Raw genomic sequence first — 17,523 nt, 5'->3', positions numbered from 1 at the left:
AAAAATGCAATAGACTTTTAAAATGATGGTATAATAATCTAAATTCAGTAGTACGGTTTTATAAATCTGGAGTATTTGACTGTTGATAAGCACTGGGAGTCATGCCTTTAATTTTTTTGAAAGTAGCGAAAAAAGTTGATTTAGCGTTAAATCCTACCTCATCGCCAATAGCATCTATCGTTAAATTTGTATTTTCTGATAATATCTTACAGGCTTCGTTGATTCGGTATTCATTCACAAAAAGAGTGAAATTCTTCTCAACATTATCATTTAAAAGTTGGGATAATTGATGACCCGAAAGATTGATTTCCTTGGCAAGGTCATTAATTTTTAGATTTGGATTTTTAAAGAGTTCCTTCTCCGTCATCACTTTTCTTAGGTTGTGTATTATTAGCTGAGCATCCTCATCATTTAGCTTTTTATCAGCATATTTTTGTGAAGAGAAAGACGATAGGTCGTTTGTTTTTTTGCGATAAAGTAATGTAAATACTACAAAATAAATGATAATTGAAAAATACACAGCCCCATTGATATAACTGCCTTTGGTAATGTTTAAAATTGCCCAAACGTAAGATATAAAAAGTATTATTACCGCTGCACAAATGGTCAGTATCCATTTTTCAAAAGGTTTTAAACTTTCTTTTCGAGTGATTTTTTTCAGAAGTGGGATTAATAAAAAGACAGAAAAAGCAATGTAAATGCCCCATTGTAGATATATAATAGGAATAATGTAGCGTCCCCATAACTTAGGAAAACTCTGATATGGGTAAATAAGTCCTACTACTACAATTATGAAAAACCAAGCCATTAGTTGCCAAAGCCAAGATTTTGGTAAATTTTTAATGTGGCTGATTTCTGATTTTATGAAGAAGTATAAAAACGGACCTATAAAAAAACAGGCAGTCAATCCAAACTGTAGATATATTTTAGGTAAACTGTAATCAAAGAAATATGCAACCGATTTTCCTATCCTGATGCTCAATACCATTAACAAAGCACCCAAAAAATAATTAGACAGATATTTTTTGGATGAAAAAAATATATAATAAATACCTATAATGAGTCCGTTAAATGCCCCCAAGGTACTAAAAAAGAATAAAACTTTATCACCAAAACTCATTGTACGTTTTTTGTTTTATAAGGCAAAAATTATCTTTCAGGGTGGTTGATTTGCTTTAATAAAAGCTAAAAGCAAAGAGGTATTTTAGACATTTTCCTTCTTAATTGCTAATTCCCAAGCTTTTCAAGAACTCTGCTCTGTAATTTCCGCCAATGGGTATTTCTGTTTTATCAATAAATACTCTGTTTCCTTCAACATGGCTTATTCTTGCTTTATTTATTACAAATGACCGATGAAGTCTCAGGAAATTTTGATTGGGCAATAATGCTAAAAAATCACTAAAAGTCATGACAGGGAAAATCGTCTGGTTTTCGGAAACAATGAGTACATTATTTCCCTTGGCTTCGGCATAGAGTAAAGTGCCAAAATCCACTTTGTGTATTTTCCCATCAGCTTTTATAAAAGTAAAATCTTCTACGTTTTCTTCAATCGGTTTTATAGAAGGTTGTTTTAATACAGCTAGTTTTTCTTTGACTTTATCAACAGCAATAATAAATCTATCTAAAGAAAAAGGTTTTAGCAAATAATCTATTGCCGAAAGGTCAAAGGCATCAAGGGCGAATTCCTTGTATGCCGTGGTAAATATGACACAGGGTGGATTTTTGAGTGTTTTTAAAAATGCTATTCCATCCAAAACAGGCATATTAATGTCCAAAAAAAGTAAATCAACAGATTGACTTTCTAATACTTTCTTGGCTACAAAAACATTTTCGCAACTTGCTAGGAGCTCAATTTCAGGCAAATGGGAACAGTATTTTTCTATAATTTGTCTGGCTATAGGCTCGTCATCTACAATGAGACAGGTTATTTTATTTTCCATTTATCCTGAGTTTTACTTCGTAATTAGTTGTCGTCTCATTAATTTCCAAATCATACTCGCTTTTATATATCAAATCCAACCTTTTTCTTACATTGTCTAGCCCAAAACCACTATGTTTTTGCTTGTCATTGTACATATTATTATGAGAGTTTACTACCGAAAATAATATTGAATTTCCCCAAGTTTTAAGGCTAATTTCTATATTTATCACATTATCTAGACTGTTTTTGGAGTGTTTAAAAGCATTCTCTACAAAAACAATCAACAACATAGGAGCTATTTTGAAAGATTTTTGAGGGTTGCTCTCTTCAAAATCTGTTTTCAAGTTTAGACGTTCGCCTAAACGTATTTTTTCAAAATCAATGTAGTTTTTTATATAGTTAATCTCTTCTGGTAGCGGCACCAAAATATCTTTGGCATCGTACACCGAATACCTCAATAAATCTGATAGTTTCAGCAACAAATTTGGTATTTTTTGATGGTCAGTTAATGACAAACCGTATAGATTATTTAAGGTATTAAACAAAAAATGTGGACTTAATTGAGACTGTAGAAGCTGTAATTCGGATTGACTATGCAAAACTGTTGTATTGGCTACGTCTAATTTGTGTTCAGTACGCATGCGTGTGAGCTTTATGAGCAGACCAATCAACATACTGATAACAAAATAGATAATCAATGCTATAGCGACAACTAAGAATTCTTGATGAGTGATAAGTGTGTCTATAATGGGCATTAAAGATACTATCAGGGCGAAAGTCAATCCAATCAGCACAATAAATACCAAATTACTGATATGTTTTCTTTGCCATAAACTCGCCAAAAAACGACCTACAAATACACCTATCAACAACAAAATAGTTGACATTAAGGCTATCTCGTCGTCATTATTCTTGAAAAAAATATCTGCAAATGCCATAAAGACGGTAAACAGAAGTATTGCAGCTATGATACACAGCCCTAAATAATTGCCGATTTTAACGGCTTCTTTTCCAAATATTTTTTCTACAAAGCTCATTTTGTTTTTTTCTACAAAATTGAATACCCTTATGTATAATTAAAATTATTGACTTCAAACTCCATTATTTGACTGACGAAATCGCATTTAAACCTGTTAAAACCTTTGTCAGTCCTTTTCCCATGTTTATCACTTCAAAATTGATTTCTGTCAGACTTGTTTTCTGGGCTATCACAGGAAAACAAACTTTGTCAAAAAAATAATTATGAAAAAACTATTTCTGTTACTAATCCTATCAGGTCAAATATTGGCCCAAAACAAAAGTATTATCGGGAGTGTCAAAGATACTCAAAATGAATCGGTGATTGGTGCCACAGTCAAACTTATGAACAGTATCGACTCAAGTTTTGTGAAAGGAGAAATTACTGATATAAACGGGAATTTCCTTTTACAAAATTTATCTAGCGGCAGTTATTTTTTAGAAATCACTTCAATAGGGTTTTTGAAATATACAAGTGTAAAAAGGACATTGGATGAACAACAGACCAAGGTGGAGCTGCCCGTTATTATCCTTTTGCCTGCCAAGAGTACCACCTTAAACGAGGTAGTAGTTAGTGCTAAAAAACAGCTAATTGAGCAGGAAATAGACAAAACGGTTGTAAATGTTGGAACGATGATATCGGCAGCGTCCAGTAATACTCTTGAAGTTTTGGAAAAAACGCCCGGTATATCAGTGGATGCTCAAGGAAATATTAATCTGTATGGGAAAAGTGGCGCAATGGTTTTAATCGATGGTCGCAGTACTTACATGAGCGGGACCGATTTGGTAGCTTATCTTAAATCTTTACCAGGTGGTTTATTAGAAAAACTTGAACTGATGGATAATCCACCTGCAAAATATGATGCCGCTGGGTCTTCTATCATCAATATTATTTTAAAGAAGAACAAAGCAAGAGGTTTAACGGGTAACCTATCTTCGGGTATGTCGATGGGGCAAAAACGGAGAGTCAATAATAGTGTAAACTTTAATCTTAATCGTCAGAAAATCAATTGGTTTTGGGGAATAGACCAGAGTTTAGACCATGACTATACAGAAGAAACTTCTCAAAGGACAATTTTTAATGATGAAAAAATAAGTATTGCCAATATTCAATCGAAAAACTATAGCAATTATAAATCTAATAGTTTGAATGGAAGATTTGGCGCTGATTTTACTTTGAATGAAAAAACTATTTTAGGCGTGCAGTTTTTTTTACAAAATAGACCCCGTTCAGATGATGCAAATTACATCAATACTACAGCTACTCAAGATTTCAAAGGTAATAATAGTGGTAAAATTGATTGGAACTCAAAGTCAGCCAATTTAAACTTTAACCATAAATTCAATAGTAAAGGACATGAGTTATCAGGAGATTTGAACATATTAAACTATCAGTCTGGAGGCTTACGAAGCTTTAATAGAGTAACTGAAAATGTGCTTTTTGACAATAAATTATCAAGTAATATTAATATCTATAACTTCAAAACAGACTATTCATTGCCATTGGGCAAAGGAGCTAACTTGGAAAGTGGAATAAAAGCGAGTTTTGTAAAAAACGATAACGATGCACTTTTTAGGGATGAGTTCTCCGCAATCATTTACAACCGAAGTAATCACTTTATATATCATGAAAATATAAATGCAGGATATGTAAATTTTAGAAAATCAATCAATAAGAAGTTGAGTTTACAAATGGGTTTGAGAGCAGAAAACACCAATATTTTGGGAGAATTATTAGCAAACGAAAGTGTTGCATATCAGCGATTTAATCAAAATTTCACCAATCTTTTTCCTAGTGTATTTTTAAGTTATAACTTAGACAGTTTAAAAAATCACAACCTTAGTTTTAATTTTACAAGAAGAGTAAACAGACCTAATTATCAACATTTTAACCCATTCCTAAATTATGTCGATGCCTACAATTATACTCAAGGTAATCCAGATTTACAGCCCTTTTATTTGAATTTGGTGCGTTTTAAGTATCAATATAAATCTATTTATACACTAGGTTTTGGCTACGATGGTGCGGATGGAATTCTTGGTGAAATTACTATCAGAGAAGGTGAAACATTTATCCGAAAACCATTTAATACGGGCATTGGCAACAGAATATTTATTAATCACAATTTAACACTACAACCTACTAAATGGCTAAGCTCAACATTGTATTTTCAAGTGGCTCGATTCGATATTAAAAGTAACATAAACGGAGAAACCAATCATACCGTATTCTTTACGGCAAGATTATCTACCAATCAACAAATTAGTTTTGGGAAGGGCTGGTCAAGTGAACTTTCTGCTCAGTACAAAACCGAAGAAAGAATTTATCCTACAACAGTGTTAGCTCGGGGATCTGTTTACTATTCGATGCAAAAAAAGATTTTGAAAGACAAAGGAGCGATAAAATTGAATATCAACGATATTTTTCATTCAGATACTTATCGAGAACGGGTAGAAAACTTTCAGAATATTTATCAAAATAGGGTTAATATAAACGATACTCAGCGAATTGGTTTAGCATTCAGTTATAGATTTGGCAATGAAAAATATGCCCGAAAACGCCGAAATAGAGACAATTCTGCAAGCGAAGAGACAGAGAGAGTGCAATAAGCTGAATAGCAAAAGACACAAGAACAAAATCTTTATTCTTGTGTCTTTTGTCTCTACTACAAATTCTCTTCTAAAACCGCCGTCTTAACATTATCGTCAGAATGCCTATCAATCAATTTATTAATTGGATCGATTCCAGCTTTTTTAGGTTTTTCTTTGACGATGATTTTGAAGGTATTGTCTTTCTTAGCTACTTTGTATTTTTGGATATAAAGCAATTTATCTTTACCATCTCTTTCTTCGCCGTACACGCCCACATCAATCCAATCGTTTAATGAAATTGGTTTCTCATTGCCAGAACTATCCGCACGGAATTTCTCTGAAATAGCTTTGATACTTACCTCATAAGTTTTGTTTGGCAATACTTTGTAGCTTACTTTGTCTGTTTTATTTTCAAACAAAGTAATGGTTTCAAACATATCCTTGATGATATATTTCAAAGAATCTGGCGTTTCTGCTTTGAAGTATTTCAACAAATCCTGACTGGTTGGATAGCGTTTGTATTTTCCATCCGAACTTGGATATTTCCAATCTGCCAAGAAATCGTGCAAGGCTTTATTTACTTTATCTTCGCCGATATAATCTTGCAAAGCAAACATTACTAATGAACCTTTGTTATAATGAATATAGCCCTGACTTTCTACCAATGCCAATGGTTGTTCTTTTTTACTTTCTCTGGCACGACCAGTCAAGTATTTATCCAATTCGTACTTCAAGAATTTTTGCATTAATTCGGGTTTAATAGCATGTTTCATCACCATCAAAGCAGAGTATTGTGCTTGTGTTTCCGAAAGCATGGCATTACCTTTTACTCTGGCTTCCGCTACTTGGTGTCCCCACCATTGATGTCCCAATTCATGAGCTGTTACATAAAATGGCATGTCCAAATCTTTCTCTGGGTCGTTGATTTTCTGGATAAACCCTATTCCTTCTGAAAATGGAACGGTATTGGCAAACGACTGCGCAAAAGAAGCATAGCGTGGAAATTCCATGATTCTCATTTGGCGATATTGATAAGGAGCGAAGTTTTTATCAAAATAATCAAATGACGATTTCATGGAGGAAATCATCTTTTCGAGGTTATACTCATGTCCTTTATTATAGTAAATTTCCAAGTTTACATTCTTCCATTTATCACGTTTAATTTCGTATTTAGCCGAAATAATTGAATAGAAATTGACCATCGGAACATCCATTTTATAATGGAAATACTTACGATTTTGCTCCTCCCAAGTTTTCTGTAAATAACCTGGGGCGATAGCCGTTTGGTCTTTACTGGTACCAATTACCATCTCAAAACGAATATAATCTGAATCATCCCCAAACAAACTTTGTGAAAGTCCGATTGGATTATTCTGTTCCATCATTCTTTCTTTTTCTGGCAATTTGTACTTTTTACGAGTGTCGTCATCACCAATTTCAAAGTCTTCGCTATAACCTAAAGAAGGGAAATAATTATTATTAAAGAACGTACCATTATATACAACATTGGTATTTGAACCACTAGCTACAAAACCTTTGGTTTCAAATTTAGTTTTGAAACTCATCTTCACAGAATCGCCAACGGCTAAAGGTTTACTTAATTGATAAATCGTAAATCCGAATTTATCATAAGCTTTTTTTACTTTAGCACCACCTTCAAATTTCAGGTACTCAAGCTTCATATTATGCAAAATGTCATTCTGAATAAGAATGTCATTTAATACCTTTTTCGTTTTATTCTTTAACCAAAAATAACCTTCGGCAGTAAAATCACGCTCTTCAGGATATACTTCTACTTTCAGGTTTACATCAACAATTCTGGGTTGAGGAGCATTATCAAATTGCTTCTTCAAGGTTTTTTCGTAATCTACTTGTAGCTTTTCTTGGTCTTCTTTGGTAGTGTATTTATTCAGTTTATTTGTGTTATAATACACATAAAAACCCGTAGAAATAAAAACAACCAAAGTGCTGATAGCTAAAGTAAGAATTGGTTTACTCAAACGAAGTTGCCCAATTTTTAGACGAGTTTTCATTAAAGATTCTGTTCCTCTTACGCTCAATAAAACAGATGTAATAAAGAGAATGCCTACAAAAGCCAGCCAGTAGAGTTTCATCCAAGAGAATGACGATACAAAATGTCCGTATTTGTTCATGTCAGAATAACCACCTAAACTACCACTATTGAATGAAAATAGCGGATGTTCGATACCAGCGCTACTCATGAACATATTAATAATAAAGAAAACGAACATCAATGCAAAACCAACTAATTTGTTGTTGGCAATGGTCTGTATGAAAAATGAGAGTAATGTAAACGCTACTAAAAAGATAAGTTCGTCGGTAAAAAGTGTTTCAAAATAGAGTGGTAATTCAAAGTTGAAATAGCCATGTGCTACTTGAACGCATACACCAAAGAAAATTAATCCTAATAACAAAGCGATATAAATAAAGATTAACCCAATGAATTTGGAGAGTAATCCAACCCAATCTGGGACTGGCAAAGCATCAATGATAAGATTAATATTAACTGTTCTTTCTCGCCAAATTAATTCGCCAGAGTAAAAAACTACGATGATTAAAAAGAACAAGTCGAATTCCGACAAAAAGCCTAAAACGTTGGCTGTGATAGGATAGGAGCTTGTTCCATACATTTCTCCGAAATAGAAAGAATTAATGGTTAAATCTGCAAAGCCTACAAAAACGATGGCAATAAATGGAATTTCTTTAACGACCATTTTGGCATAAAAAACAGATTGCTGCCAAAGCTGAGTAAGATTTGCGGAGAAATTAGTGAATTGATGAACGAGTGGAATTACTACATTTTCTGGTTTGATAGTAGGAGCTACTTCTTTCACAACTTTCTTTTTCTTGTTCTTGAACCATGACGAAGTAACCACATTGAAACTAAAAGCATAATATGTAATGGCTAAAATAACAAAGCCGACACCACACCAAAGTACACGATTCCAGAGCATCATGCCTTCAAGCGGAATCAATAAATTGTTTTTCTGTGCTGGCGTCCAGTACTGAGTATAGATTTGGAAGGTTCTGATTGCGAAAGGGTCAACTAATGATGCGAGGTCTTTATTCTCTAAATCTTGTGTAATTGTCCCCGTTATTTCATACAAAACAAATAAAATAATCCCTTGTGTGTAAATCAATAAAGGTTTTCTACTGAGTGTTCCAGCCGCAAAGTAAATAGTGGCTTGGATAAAAAGATTGGTAATGCCATAAAAGATAAATGGCTGAAAATAATGCCAAGCATCAAAAGTGTGCATTGTTTTTTCTTTCCAAGATGGATCCCAAGGGAGGAATTTACCAAGCGAAAATCCTAGCATAAAAGCTATCCAAATAGAAGAGTAAATCAATACCATGACAAAAAAAGAACCCCAGAAACGTCCCATCAAATAATCGAATTTCGACATGGTGGTGGTAAACATCAAGGATTCTGTTTTATGTTCAAAGTCTCGCAAAACGGCTACGCCCATCACTGCTGAACTAATGAAAGTTACGGCAAAAGTCATGATGATAGTCATGAAAGAAAGCGAGTACGGAGAATTAGCTTGTAACTGTCCACCACCCGAACCGCCGATGGTAACGTATTTTGAGGTTGCTGCCGCAAAACAAAGGATAAATAAAATCAGAAAATATAGATAAGTAGCTGCTCTGTTCTTTCGATAGCTAAATTCAAAACGTAAAATTTCTAAAAACATAGTCGTGTTGGTTTAGGCATTAGCGAAAATTTTTGCAAAATAAACATCTTCTAAATCGCCATTGACGGCAGAAAAAGTACCATCAGGATTGCTATCTGCCAACACATGAATGACTGGCGAACCACCGATGAGTTTATCAGAAATCAGTGTGAAGTTTTTCTTATAATCTTCTAATTCTGCTTTATGAATACGTTTTCGCCAGATTTTTCCTTCAATTTCTTGAATAGCATCAAAAGGATTGCCTTTGTAAAGTACTTGTCCTTTATTAAAAACCGCCATGTCTTGACACAACTCTTTTACGTCTTCCACGATATGGGTAGAAAGTATCACAATGGTATTTTCGCCTAATTCCGACAATAAATTCAAAAAACGATTGCGTTCAGCAGGGTCTAAGCCAGCAGTAGGTTCGTCAACAATAATTAACTTAGGACTTGCTAAAAGCGCTTGAGCAATACCAAAACGTTGTTTCATTCCACCAGAGTAACCCCCCAAATTCTTTTTGCGAGCATCCCAAAGATTGGTTTTTTGAAGAAGTGATTCTACCAATTCTTTACGTTCTTTGGCATTGGTGATTCCTTTCAAAACTGCCAAATGATTCAATAAAGTAACCGCATCAACTTTTGGATACACACCAAATTCCTGTGGTAAATAGCCAAGGGTTTTACGTACTTCTTCTTTTTGAGTAAGCACATTAATATCGCCTAAAGTAATTGAACCAGTATCAGCTTCTTGGAGTGTTGCGATGGTACGCATTAAGGAAGATTTCCCTGCACCGTTTGGTCCTAATAAACCAAACATTCCTTGATTGATAGTTAGATTGACGTTCTGAAGTGCTTGAACGCCATTGGAATAGGTTTTGTTCAGGTTTGTAATAGTAAGTTGCATAAAGTTTGGAGTTTGAATTTTATACAAATTACAATTTAACCTTTATTAATTGTTCTGTTTATGATGAATATGTTGATAATTAGATAAATGGCAAAAAAACAGGCAAAGCACAGAACATAAATTCTGAATGCTTTGCCTATTTAACTTATGTTTTATAAAACTATTTTGAGAACTAAACACCAATAACCAATTTCTAATCACTTCTTAGGTTGGAAAAAATACATTCCCAGAAAAAGGATAAAAGCGAAAGTACAAATCCAAAGTCCGCAAGCTTCACGAGCTAATTCTTGATTAATGGTTTTCATGGATAAGCCACCACCTTCTGAGAAAAAACCTTCCCAAGAAGTCATCTGTAACCAAGTATTTAGTCCTGCGACAAAAGACATAATGGCAACAACCACTAATAATTCTGGATTACTTTTTTCTTGATAGGCTTTTATTGAACAATATGCCGCTACCAAATAAATCGGAATCCAAAGTACTGGGTCTGGGTCATTGTATTGCCAACCCGCAAAAAGTAAGAAAATCATGGTAAAAACTATTCCGAGGTATTTCATTTTTATGAGTTGTGAGTTAAGAATTGTGAGTGATGAGTTTTTTGAGTTTCGAGTGATGAGTTTTAAATATCATTACTTAGTATAGGTGTCCTAAACCTACAAGTAATTAAAGCTCACTACTCAAAGCTTATAGCTGATTCATTTGCAAAAAGAATCTATCGCCAATTTAGCATCAGGATAACCCAAACGATTTGCCATTTTGAAGTTTAAACAACTATCGTCCGACTGTCCTCTTTTTTGTTGAACAATCCCCAAACCGTAATATGCTTTAGCAAATTTGTTATCTGCTTTCACTGCCGCCGTAAAATCGGCCAAAGATTTATCAAAGTCACCAAATTGAAAGTAAATATTGCCACGATTATACAAAGCATTTACTTCTTTTGGGTTTAATTGAATTGCTTTGTCGAAATCTACAATTGCTTCCTCAGATTTTTGCAAAGCCGCTAAAATAATTCCTCTTTTTACATACAATTCAGCTGTGTCTGGCTGGATTGTAATGGCTTTAGAACAATCTTGAAAAGCACCTTCCCAATCCGATTTTTCCATTTTTACCGAAGCCCTGTTGAAGTATGGTTGGTAATTGTTGGGGTCTAATTTAATGGCTTGTTCATAATCTAATAAAGCCGTTGTGAAATCTTTTAATTCAAAATTGGCTGCACCACGCATATTGAAAGCTTTGGCATTATTCGGGTCTTTATCGATGGCTTGATTCAAGTATTCGATGGCTTCTCTAGCTTTTCCTTGTTTCAATTGTTCTTTCGCTTTTTCTAAAAAAGCATCAGACGAACCCGTGCAATTCACTAAAAGAATGGAAAAAGAGGCTAAATAAAGCGAAAATGAAATTTTTTTTAAAATATTTTTGAATGTCATAATAGTATGTTAATTAACTGTAAATCAAAAGGTCATCGTGTAAATCAGTCAAAATAGACTTGATTTTATTAGAAAACTTTCCTCAAAGTTGCGGTGAAGGTTTTGAAAAAACAACAAAACCTGCCATCTTTGTGACGGCAAATTACCAGCTCCCTCCGAATCCCCCAGGTCTTGACCGAAGCAAGGGTAGGCAGGTTGTAGCGGTGAATTTGCCTTTTTTTGTTTTATGACCATTCCATTACTTCATCAAGCTTCAAAAAATTAACTTAAATTTATTTTTAGATTAATAGGAAAAATAACTGTTCTATACTGTTATAATTTTTTGAAAAAATGTCTGCTTTCTCAAATGCTTTTCCTAATTTTGTAAACAGTATTTACAAAGAATCAATATCAAGCTTTATTCCTTGAATTTACTTTCGTTTTTAATTAGCGTTTAACTAATATATTTCTCAAAAAACAAATCATCATGAAATTTTTTATTGACACAGCCAATCTCAAAGAAATCCAAGAAGCACAGGATTTAGGTGTATTAGACGGTGTAACAACCAATCCATCGTTAATGGCTAAAGAAGGTATTAGCGGTAAAAACAACGTTCTTAAACATTACAAAGCAATTTGTGATATCGTTGAGGGAGATGTTTCTGCGGAAGTAATTGCTACTGATTTTGAAGGAATGATTCGTGAAGGAGAAGAATTAGCAGAATTAGATGAGAAAATTGTTGTTAAAATTCCGATGATTAAAGACGGAGTAAAAGCATTGAAGTATTTCTCTGAAAAAGGAATTAAAACTAACTGTACCTTGATTTTCTCTGCTGGTCAAGCTTTATTGGCGGCTAAAGCTGGAGCTTCTTACGTTTCTCCATTCATTGGTCGTTTAGATGATATTTCATTCGACGGTATCCAATTAATTGAGCAAATTCGTACTATTTATGATAATTATGGTTTTGATACTGAAATCTTAGCAGCATCAGTACGTAACCCAATTCATATTATTAGATGTGCTGAAATCGGTGCAGACGTTATGACTGGTCCACTTTCAGCAATGTTGGCATTATTGAACCATCCTTTGACGGATAGCGGTTTGGCTAAATTCTTAGCTGACCACGCTAAAACGAATGCTTAGTTAGCTATCGGCTATCAGCTTTCGGATGTCAGTCTTCGGCTATCAGAATTGCAAATAACCAAAAAAGCTCTTCATACCTTGATGTTTGAAGAGCTTTTTTATTGACTTTCGGATGTCTGCTTTCGGTCTTCGGACTTGTGAGCAAAATCTTTAAAATCTTAAAATCTAAACCAGAGCTCCAAAAGCCCAAGAACGATAACAACATCTGAATTCTTTCCGAATGCCGAAATCCGACGACCGAAATCCAAAAGCAGAAATCCGATGACCGACATCAGAAAGCTCATTGCTCAAAGCTCACAGCTAAAATCTAATTAATCGGTACAAGTACCTTCACACTGATATTTCTTCCCATGTTATAAACACCTTGTCTGCCCGTTGTCTGGTTCACATCCAAATACTTCAATCTACTTTGGTGACTTTGATAAGTATTATCTAATAAATTATTGACGTTCAGATAAACTGAAAATAAAGCTTTCTTTTTCAAATTAGTAATCGTAGCACCAGTTCCAACATTGACCAATGAATAAGCGGGTGTTTTTGTTTCTGTATTATAAGCTAAAAGTGCATTGTTTTGTTGTTGATTATGTTCTAATTCCACAGAAAAATAAGTGTTTCTCACATGCTTCCCCAAAGTGTTTTTTGTCAGTTTAATATTACTCAACCATCTTGGCGGAGGCATAAATGGCAAGTACTTCGCAGAATCATTTTTCGCAGAAAGATTTACTCCATTTACAGAAGAATAACTTTGTGTAAAACTAAACCAACGTGCCGAAGCAGGATTATAAGTAACTACAGCCTCTAAGCCCAAAAGTCTGGCATTGCCTTGTTGATAACGAAAAACAGGTACGCCATTAATGATAGAATCTTTTCCTGAAATATTCTGTACACGTTCTGAAAAAGTATAATGATTAATACGATTACTGAATAAATTTACATCAATATAGAGCGAACTATTTTCAAAAGTAAGACCTAAATCATTTTGTAGCGATACTTCAGATTGTTGATTAATATTCCCGATTTCGTAACGGAAAGTACCTGCATGTTCGCCATTGGATGAAATTTCTGGTACTGATGGCGCTCTAAAACCTCTGGCAACGTTTGTTTTTACAGAAAGTAAATCATTGATTTTATAGACTGCTCCAAAACTTCCTGTAGCATTTTGAAATGTTTTGTTGAAACCAGCGAAACGTTCGCTAGTGTTGGCTGATGGTTGGGTTTGGAATTTTCCTTCGGAATCAATGTATAATTTATGAATATCTAATTGACGAATGTCAAATCTTAATCCGCCACTCATGATTAACTTATTGAATTTCTTTTTTGAAAATACAAATACACCATTATCAAATAAATTAAAATTTGGATACAAGGTTTCATTACCACGATTATTCATCGTTTGTGCCATTCCGTTTGTTCCGATTGTAACTTCAAAATTATTTTTTTCTGGAAAGTTAAATCTTGCATCATAATAAAGTGTTTGCAAATAGAAGTATAAATCGGCTTCAAAAGGTTTTAAAACATTGCCGTATTCTCTTCTGTGATTTTGTGAATAAGCTAAATTCAAGCTCAAAGAACTTTTTCCCAACATTAAAAAGTTGTTCCATGATACTTTATAGTTACTTAGAGATTGTGAATTGGAAGGATTAATTGAAGGATTTTTTAATTCTTCTTCCGATACTCTAACATTTTCACTTTTTCCATTTATTACTACTTGTTTTGAAAAATATCCTTCTGCATTTCTAGTGCCATCTATGATGTTAATATCTTGTCCAAATTTTGAAAAGTAAATTCTTGAAAAGCCCCATTTTTTGTTTAAACCAATCATTCCAGAATAGTTAAGTTCTTGAAATTTAGAACCATTTACTAAACCATCGAAAGCATTTTGATAATTGCCAGCATTTTTATTACTGAATCTACTTGTCCAAACAAAACCATTTTTATTACCACCCAGATTTGCCGAAAATCCGTGTAAGCCATTGTTCGTCTGATAATTGTACAATATACTTCCATTGATTTTATCTGATTCTGTCGGTGTCGGAGAAATTACAGAAATTACGCCTCCCAAACCATCTGAGCCATACATTAATGAACCCGCACCACGAATAATTTCATAACGTTCAATAGAAAACTCATCAATATGCAAACTATGTTCTTCGCCCCATTGATTATCTTCTTGGCGAACGCCATCATGAACAGTAATTACTCTATTGAAGCCCAAGCCACGAATAATCGGTTTTGAAAGTGTAGGTCCAGTCATGATTTGTGAAACGCCGGGCAATTTTACAATCGCATCTACTAAATTAGTTGAAGTACTCTGTAACCATTGTGCTCTTGAAAGTGCAGCGATTGGCACTGGACTTTCTTTCACTAACGTTTTGATGCCTGCGCCAGTTATTACTACTTCTTCTAAAGAAGTAGCAGAATTTTCCATTTCAAAATCTTGCTTTGTTGCGTTTTTTACGCTTACTTTTTTGGTGATAGTTTTCAAAGAAACATAACTTACTTGTAGGGTAAATTCACCTTTTGGTAAGTTTTTGATTTGATAAAAACCATTCACATCTGTACTTGTTCCAGTTCGTAGCTCAGGAATATAAACGTTCGCTCCGATAATCACTTCATTGGTTTCATTCAGCAATACCTTACCTGAAATGACATTTTGCCCAAAGGATTCAGTCAAACTAAAGCAACAAATGATGAAATAAAGTATTGGTTTGAAAAAGTTTCTCATTTTGTGATTCTAATTAATAGTTTAGATTAGTCTAAAAATTATTCAAATGTAAGACATAAAAATTAATTAGCTATCATAAAATATAAGTTTTTTTTATTTTTTCTGATGAATGATAAGATGAATGGCTTTGTAAATCAGATGATTAATGAATTTGGAACTGCCTCAAGAAGAAAGTTGGTAAACATCTTGTTTAGATTAATATTGTTAGTAAAGTATTCTAAAATATTTTTCAAGAAAATTTTCTGCAGGAATTTAAACGATAATCTACCGTGTTCTTTAGGGGAAATTAGCGGACTAAACACAAAAAGTATTTATTGTTATCATTTTGTCAGTATATTTGAAAAAATAACATATCAAGCAAAAAATGTTTACATCAGAACCCGTAGTTGTCATTCAGAGTGCATTTATATATCAAAACGAGCGAATTGTTTTAAACGACGTTAACTTTAGTATTAACAAAGGAGAATTTGTTTTTTTAATAGGAAGAACAGGAAGTGGCAAAAGTTCGTTACTAAAAACATTATATGCTGATCTTTGGCTTCAACAAGGAAAAGCTAAAGTGGCGGGGTTTACCATCGAAACAATGAAGGCTGCTGAACGCCCTTTTCTTCGTCGAAAAATTGGTGTCGTTTTTCAGGACTTTCAGTTGTTTATGGATAGAAATGTTCAAGAAAATCTGATGTGGGTTTTGGAAGCAACAGGTTGGACTGATAGTGCCAGAATGAAAGCTAGAGTTGCAGAAGTACTCATGCAAGTAGGTATGTCAACTTCTCGTGATAAAATGCCCCACCAACTTTCGGGTGGTGAACAACAAAGAGTAGTAATTGCCAGAGCCTTATTAAACGAACCTCAAATACTCTTTGCCGATGAACCAACTGGAAATCTTGACCCAGAAGTATCAGGACAAATTATTGAGCTTTTTCATGAAATCAACAAAGCTGGAACGGCAATTTTAATGGCTACGCATGATTTTGATATGATTCGTAAATTCCCTGCTCGTATTCTGAAATGTGAAAATGGACATGTGAAAGAACAACCTCAAGTGTAAATTATTTAGAAGTATTTTGTCGGAAAAATATCGCAATTAATAATTTTAAACCTATGAAAAAAGTATTAACATTGATAACGTTTCTTTATTTTACGAGTAATACTTTCGCTCAATTTTCTAAAAACTCAGAGCCTTTTGCACATACATTTTCAATCGTCGCTCGTGATACCAAAACTGGAGAAATGGCTGTTGGAGTACAAAGCCACTGGTTTAGTGTTGGAACGGCGGTTTCATGGGGACAAGCTGGCGTTGGAGTAGTTGCTACACAAAGTTTTGTGAATAAATCATTCGGGATAAGAGGTTTGGCATTAATGAAAAATGGTAAAACTGCTCAAGAAACAATGGATATTTTATTGTCGAATGATGGAGGAAAGGATGTTCGTCAAGTTGGTATAATCGACGCTAAAGGAAACGTTGCAGTACATACTGGTAAGAATTGTGTAGATTTTGCAGGACATATTAAAGGCACAAATTATTCAGTACAGAGTAATATGATGTTGAATAATAAAGTACCTGCAGCTATGGCTAAGGCTTTTGAAGACAACTGGAAATTACCTTTAGCAGAAAGAGTATTGAAAGCCTTGGAAGCTGGACAAGCCGTGGGAGGCGATATCAGAGGAAAACAATCGGCGGCTTTATTAGTTGTAAAAGGTACTTCAAGCAACAAACCTTGGGATGAAGACCATTTGGTAGATTTGCGAGTTGACGACCACCAAACACCTTTGGTTGAATTAGCTAGATTATTGAAAATTAAAAGAGCTTACGACCACATGGATGCTGGTGATTTAGCGACTGAAACCAACAATATGAAAAAAGCCACGGATGAGTACAATGCAGCTATGAAACTATTTCCAAATAATTTAGAAATGCAATATTGGACAGCCATTACAATGGCAAATAATAAAAGTATTATCAAAGCTTCGGAGATACTTCACAAGATTTATTTGAAAGAACCCAATTGGCGAGAAATGACAAAACGCTTGCCGAAAGCAGGATTATTAAAAGTTTCGGACTTGGATTTTAAAGAATTGACGAGATAATATTTAACTAAAATTAACAAAAAATACAGCAA

Annotated in this window: 12 protein-coding genes; 4 read left to right on the top strand and 8 right to left on the bottom strand. The window is 34.0% G+C overall.

Going from position 1 to position 17,523, the window contains the following annotated elements; genetic code table 11:
- Window positions 1–58 precede the first annotated feature (58 nt).
- The 3 genes from VB798_RS19480 to VB798_RS19470 form a co-directional block, all read right to left on the bottom strand.
- Window positions 59–1,120 carry a helix-turn-helix domain-containing protein gene (locus VB798_RS19480; RefSeq protein ID WP_323688907.1) on the bottom strand — a complete coding sequence of 354 codons (1,062 nt, stop codon included), beginning with the start codon at window positions 1,118–1,120 and terminating at the stop codon, window positions 59–61.
- A 100-nt stretch (window positions 1,121–1,220) separates the two neighbouring features.
- A complete protein-coding gene (locus tag VB798_RS19475) occupies window positions 1,221–1,940 on the bottom strand; it encodes a LytR/AlgR family response regulator transcription factor (protein ID WP_323688906.1) in 720 nt (239 codons plus the stop codon).
- Window positions 1,930–2,958, bottom strand: a complete 1,029-nt coding sequence (locus VB798_RS19470; protein WP_323688905.1) for a sensor histidine kinase — start codon at window positions 2,956–2,958, stop codon at window positions 1,930–1,932. The genes VB798_RS19475 and VB798_RS19470 overlap by 11 nt, the downstream gene beginning before the upstream one ends.
- Window positions 2,959–3,163: 205 nt before the next feature.
- Here VB798_RS19470 and VB798_RS19465 point away from each other — a divergent pair, with 205 nt between their 5' ends.
- Entirely contained in the window at window positions 3,164–5,548 is a 2,385-nt protein-coding gene (locus tag VB798_RS19465; RefSeq protein WP_323688904.1) for an outer membrane beta-barrel family protein, read from the top strand.
- A 56-nt stretch (window positions 5,549–5,604) separates the two neighbouring features.
- Here VB798_RS19465 and VB798_RS19460 read toward each other — a convergent pair whose 3' ends face one another.
- The 4 genes from VB798_RS19460 to VB798_RS19445 all read right to left on the bottom strand — a co-directional run bounded on the left by VB798_RS19460 (window position 5,605) and on the right by VB798_RS19445 (window position 11,555).
- On the bottom strand, window positions 5,605–9,243 hold the full coding sequence (locus VB798_RS19460) for a M1 family aminopeptidase (RefSeq protein WP_323688903.1): 3,639 nt from the start codon (window positions 9,241–9,243) through the stop codon (window positions 5,605–5,607).
- Window positions 9,244–9,255: 12 nt separating this feature from the next.
- The gene (locus tag VB798_RS19455; protein ID WP_323688902.1) at window positions 9,256–10,128 is read right to left on the bottom strand and encodes an ABC transporter ATP-binding protein; all 873 of its coding nucleotides are present in this window, start codon (window positions 10,126–10,128) and stop codon (window positions 9,256–9,258) included.
- Between the two features lie 197 nt (window positions 10,129–10,325).
- Window positions 10,326–10,685: a transmembrane 220 family protein gene (locus tag VB798_RS19450; RefSeq protein ID WP_323688901.1), complete on the bottom strand. Its 360-nt coding sequence runs from the start codon at window positions 10,683–10,685 to the stop codon at window positions 10,326–10,328.
- A gap of 138 nt (window positions 10,686–10,823) precedes the next feature.
- Complete coding sequence (locus VB798_RS19445) at window positions 10,824–11,555, bottom strand: tetratricopeptide repeat protein (protein WP_323688900.1); 732 nt, start codon at window positions 11,553–11,555, stop codon at window positions 10,824–10,826.
- A gap of 466 nt (window positions 11,556–12,021) precedes the next feature.
- Between VB798_RS19445 and fsa the strand changes: the two genes are divergently transcribed.
- Complete coding sequence (gene fsa, locus VB798_RS19440) at window positions 12,022–12,678, top strand: fructose-6-phosphate aldolase (protein ID WP_323295119.1); 657 nt, start codon at window positions 12,022–12,024, stop codon at window positions 12,676–12,678.
- A 307-nt stretch (window positions 12,679–12,985) separates the two neighbouring features.
- Here the strand turns inward: fsa and VB798_RS19435 are convergent, their stop codons facing one another.
- Window positions 12,986–15,403: a TonB-dependent receptor gene (locus VB798_RS19435; protein WP_323688899.1), complete on the bottom strand. Its 2,418-nt coding sequence runs from the start codon at window positions 15,401–15,403 to the stop codon at window positions 12,986–12,988.
- A gap of 364 nt (window positions 15,404–15,767) precedes the next feature.
- On the opposite strand from VB798_RS19435, the gene VB798_RS19430 reads away from it, so the two are divergent.
- Together VB798_RS19430 and VB798_RS19425 are read left to right on the top strand one after the other, a co-directional pair.
- Window positions 15,768–16,451 carry a cell division ATP-binding protein FtsE gene (locus tag VB798_RS19430; protein WP_323688898.1) on the top strand — a complete coding sequence of 228 codons (684 nt, stop codon included), beginning with the start codon at window positions 15,768–15,770 and terminating at the stop codon, window positions 16,449–16,451.
- 53 nt (window positions 16,452–16,504) lie between these two features.
- Window positions 16,505–17,491 (top strand): DUF1028 domain-containing protein, encoded by a 987-nt coding sequence (locus VB798_RS19425; protein WP_323688897.1) that lies wholly within the window; start codon window positions 16,505–16,507, stop codon window positions 17,489–17,491.
- Window positions 17,492–17,523: the final 32 nt, after the last annotated feature.

It is taken from the genome of Arcicella lustrica, from assembly GCF_034930985.1.
Lineage (GTDB): Bacteria > Bacteroidota > Bacteroidia > Cytophagales > Spirosomataceae > Arcicella > Arcicella lustrica.
Note: the sequence above shows the minus strand (reverse complement) of the source record. Positions and strands in the feature narration are given on the sequence as shown.